Genomic DNA, 4,460 nt, shown 5'->3' on the forward strand with positions numbered 1-4,460 from the left:
CCGGACGGGCCGAGCCAGGCCCGGCGGGCGCGCGGCGCGGACCTCGCGACCGGGAACGTCCTGCGGATGGACCGGGACCTGCGGGGACGGCTGCGCGGGCCCGTGCCGGCGAACGTCCAGGTTCCGGTCCTGTTCCATGTGCTGACCGCCGGGCGGATCGGCGCGCTCGACGACGCCGCCGTCGCCCGGCAGATGAACGCGCTCAACGCCGCCTACTCGGGCGCCAACGGCGGCGCTGACACCGGGGTGCGGTTCGTGCTCAGGGCCGTCGACCGCGTCGACAACTCCGCCTGGTTCAACGACCCCGGCGACTACGAGCCGGTCTTCAAGGAGCGGCTGCACCGGGGCGGCCCCGACGTGCTCAACCTGTACACCGCGGCCGTCGGCCAGGACGTCCTCGGCTTCTCGACCTTCCCGCAGTGGCTGCGCGGCAGGCCGCTGATGGACGGGGTGGTCGTCGACTACCGGTCACTGCCCGGCGGCTCCTACCGGCACTTCGACCTGGGGTTCACGGCCGTCCACGAGACCGGCCACTGGCTGGGGCTGTTCCACACGTTCGAGAACGGCTGCCTGAACCCCGGCGACGGGGTCGCCGACACCCCGCCCGAGGCGATGCCCACCGAGGGCTGCCCGGTGCGGAAGAACACCTGTGTGGCGCCCGGCGACGACCCGGTCCACAACTACATGGACTACGGGTACGACGACTGCATGACCGAGTTCACGGCGGGGCAGGCCGCCCGGATCAGGGCGAGCTGGGCGGCCTACCGGATGCCCGCCGTCACGACTGATAGGTGATCTCCGAGCCGTCGTCGGCGACGGGCGCGTGCTTGCGGCCGCCCGCCGCCTCCCGGACGGCGGCCGCGACGGCCGTGGTGACGTCCGGGTGGAACACGCTCGGCACGATGTAGTTCGGGCCGAGCTCCGCGTCGGTGACCACGGTGGCCAGGGCGCGGGCCGCGGCCGTCAGCATGTCGAGGCTGATGCCGTCGGCCTGGGCGTCGAGCAGGCCGCGGAAGACACCGGGGAAGGCCAGCACGTTGTTGATCTGGTTGGGGTAGTCGCTGCGGCCGGTCGCGACGACGGCGGCGTGCTCGCGGGCGTCGGCCGGGTTGACCTCGGGCTCGGGGTTGGCGAGCGCGAAGACGATCGCCTCGGGCGCCATCGCGGCGATGTCGTCGCCGGTGAGGATGCCGGGGGCCGAGACGCCGATGAAGACGTCGGCGCCCTTGACCGCGCCGCGCAGGTCGCCGTCGTAGCCGTCGGCGTTGGTGTGGTCGGCGATCCACTGGAGCGACTCGTCGAGGTCGGCGCGGCCCTGGTGGACGGCGCCGTGGTAGTCGCAGACCACCACGTTCTCGGCGCCGGCGTGCAGCAGCAGCTTGAGGATCGCGCTGCCGGCCGCGCCGGCGCCCGCCATCGCGATCCTGACCTCGCCGAGGTCCTTCTTGACGACGCGCAGCGCGTTGGTCAGCGCGGCCAGCACGCAGATAGCGGTGCCGTGCTGGTCGTCGTGGAAGACGGGGATGTCGAGCAGCTCGCGCAGCCGGGCCTCGATCTCGAAGCAGCGCGGCGCGGAGATGTCCTCCAGGTTGATCCCGCCGAAGCCCGGCGCGATGATCTGGACGGTCCTGACGATCTCGTCGGGGTCCTGGGTGTCGAGGCAGATCGGCCAGGCGTCGATCCCGGCGAACCGCTTGAACAGGGCGGCCTTGCCCTCCATGACCGGCATCGCCGCTTCGGGGCCGATGTTGCCCAGGCCCAGCACGGCGGAGCCGTCGGTGACGACCGCGACGCTGTTGCGCTTGATCGTCAGCCGGCGGGCGTCCTCTTTGTTCCGGGCGATCGCCAGCGAGACGCGGGCGACGCCGGGCGTGTAGGCCATCGACAGCTCTTCACGGGTGCGCAGCGGCACCTTCGAGCGCATCTCGATCTTGCCGCCGAGGTGCATGAGGAAGGTGCGGTCCGAGACCTTGTGAATCTTGATCCCGTCGATCGACTCGAGCACCCCGACGATCGCCTCGGCGTGCTCGGTGTCGCGCGTCGCGATCGTCACGTCGATCCGGAGCGTGTCGCCCACCGCCGAGCTCACGTCGAGGGCCGTGACGATCCCCCCGGCGTTCTCGACGTGCTGGGTGATCCCGCTGACGGCCTTGCCCCCCGCGGGAACCTCCAGCCGGACGGTGATCGAATACGACACGCTCGGCGCGGTGGCCACCTTGCTGCTCCTCGAATCGAGAGAAAAGAGACGCCCTGAGTGCCGAAAGGCACGTCAGAGCCTCGTTCGAGGATACGCCCGACAGAGCCGGGCGCGGGTGATGATCGCTTAGAAGAGTGCCGACTGCAGCGACCTGCGGGCCGTGGCGACGCGCGGGTCGTCCGAGCCCAGGGTCTCGAACAGGGCGAGGAGGTGGACGCGGGCGGCGTCGCGGTCCTCGCCGGACGTCACACGGATCCGGTCGATCAGCAGCCGGAACGCGCCCTCGGCGTCGCCCTGCAGCAGCCGCAGGTCGGCCTCGGCCAGCGGGTCGGACTCGATCCGCGCCTCGTCGTAGCCCTTGACGCGCAGCGTGAGCTCGGTGAGCGCCAGCCGGCGCTTGGCGATCTCGTCGCGCGGGTCGGCGGCCAGGACGTCGCGGAACGCCTGGGCGGCGGTCTCGAAGTCGCCCGCGGCCAGCGCCTGCTCGGCGGTGGCGTGGACCGGGTCGATCTCGTCGTCGGGCTCGACGCCCTCGACCGGCTCGGGGAGCTCGCCCATCAGGCCCTGCTCCTTGAGCATCGCCCACAGCTCGTCGATGGCCAGGCGGAGCTCCTGCTCGGGCACCGGACGGTCGAGCAGCGGCACCATCTGCCCCTGGACGACCACCGCCACGAACGGCAGGCTCTGCACGCCCATCCGGGCGATCTGCTGGACCAGCGCCGGGTTCTGATCGGCGTCGACCTTGGCCAGCAGCCAGGCCCCGCCGCCCTCGGCGGCCAGCTTCTCCAGCAGCGGCTGGATCTGGATGCTCGGCGCGGACCGCTCCGACCAGAAGTCGACCATGACGGGGAGCTGCATGGAACGGTCGATGACGTCGGTGTTGAAAGTCGCGTCGGTCACCTCGATGACGTGGTCGCCGCCATCGGCCTCGGGCCCCCGGGCGGCCCGCTCCTGCTGCGCCTTGGCCGCGGCGGCGCGTGCGCCGAGATCCACGGCGCCGTGCAGGGAAAAGTTCGGCTTCTGCTGCATGGGTCCATCCTGCCGCATCATCCCGCCGCAACGTCCGCGCCGTTCCGGACGCACGACGCGAACGGACCGGACATTACGCTCAGCACACAAAAGACTACTGACAGCGATGCCCATGGGTGGCTATAGTTCCGATGTCGCAGCGTGATGCGACGGCAAAAGGCAGCCGGGCACGGGGGGAAACGGGCCACTGCGGAGCCGCCGGGAGCGCAACCGCCGCGACGAGAATACCTAGGGGGGAACGATAAGTGATCGTGGAGTCATCCGCGATCGTGGCGAAAGGGCTCGGCATCCGTCGCGGGGGGCGATGGCTGCTACGTCCGGCTTCCTTCGGGATGCCCGGAGGCGTGATCGGAATCGCGGGGCCTTCGGGCTCGGGAAAGTCGGTCCTGCTCGCTACGCTCGCAACACTACGCCGTCCGCAGACGGGCACCGTCGAACTGTTCGGCGAGCCCGTCGAAAGCCGCAAGGCGCTCCGCAGGGCACGCTCCCGGATCGGCTTCCTGCCGTCCGACGCGCGCTGGTCCGGCGGATCGACCGTGCACGACTTCGTCAGCTACGCCGCCTACTACCAGCGACAGCCGGGTGAGACGGTACGCCAGGTGCTCGCCTCGCTCGACCTCACCGACGTCGCGTCGTGGCAGCTCGGCGAACTGTCCGCCGACCTCAGGGTGCGGGCGGGGCTCGCCGCCGCCTGCGTGCACTCCCCCGATCTGGCGTTCCTCGACGAACCGCTGGCCGGGCTCGCCCCGCACGCGGTCCGCGAACTGGTCCCGCTGCTGACGACGATCGCGCCGACGGTCATCGTCACCGCGAACGACCCCGCGGACCTCGCCTGGTGCGACCAGACCTTCACCCTGAACGCCGGGCACCTGGCCACACCCGCCCACGCGTCGGCCGAACGGCTCGTGCCGCCGGCCGTCCACCGCACCCTGCCCCACGCCGCTTCCTGGTCCCGTCGAGGAGCACTCGCCCATGCCTGACCCGCTGCACGCCGCATCCCGCCCGCGCCGCCGTCCCGCAGGGGCGACCGGTGTCTGAGCTGGCGCGGCTCGTGCGTCCCGCCAGGGTCGCCCGGATCGCCCGGGTGGTCAGGCTCGACGCGCGCAGCGGGACCTTCGCCGCGGCCGTCCCGATCCTGGGGCTGATCTGCGGGCTGGCGGGATGGCAGGGGCTCGAACCCGGGATCGTCCACTGGGACGGGGCCGTCGCGGCCGTCGAAGGGTCGGTGCGGTGG

The 4,460-nt window shown here is 71.7% G+C and carries 4 protein-coding genes and 1 pseudogene; 3 read left to right on the forward strand and 2 right to left on the reverse strand.

Annotation, left to right across the window (positions count from 1 at the left end; translation table 11 throughout):
• Positions 1–795: zinc metalloprotease (locus tag ACYVE7_RS29855; RefSeq protein WP_460369356.1), on the forward strand; the 795-nt coding region annotated here is incomplete at its 5' end.
• Here ACYVE7_RS29855 and ACYVE7_RS29860 read toward each other — a convergent pair.
• Entirely contained in the window at positions 779–2,215 is a 1,437-nt protein-coding gene (locus ACYVE7_RS29860) for a malic enzyme-like NAD(P)-binding protein (RefSeq protein ID WP_460369358.1), read from the reverse strand. The genes ACYVE7_RS29855 and ACYVE7_RS29860 overlap by 17 nt on opposite strands.
• 108 nt (positions 2,216–2,323) lie before the next feature.
• Positions 2,324–3,226 carry a tetratricopeptide repeat protein gene (locus ACYVE7_RS29865; RefSeq protein WP_460369360.1) on the reverse strand — a complete coding sequence of 301 codons (903 nt, stop codon included), beginning with the start codon at positions 3,224–3,226 and terminating at the stop codon, positions 2,324–2,326.
• 344 nt (positions 3,227–3,570) lie between these two features.
• On the opposite strand from ACYVE7_RS29865, the gene ACYVE7_RS29870 reads away from it, so the two are divergent.
• Complete coding sequence (locus ACYVE7_RS29870) at positions 3,571–4,206, forward strand: ATP-binding cassette domain-containing protein (RefSeq protein ID WP_460369362.1); 636 nt, start codon at positions 3,571–3,573, stop codon at positions 4,204–4,206.
• Between the two features lie 50 nt (positions 4,207–4,256).
• Positions 4,257–4,460, forward strand: a pseudogene (locus tag ACYVE7_RS29875) (hypothetical protein); the annotation flags it as partial.

The organism is Actinocorallia lasiicapitis (genome assembly GCF_054778695.1).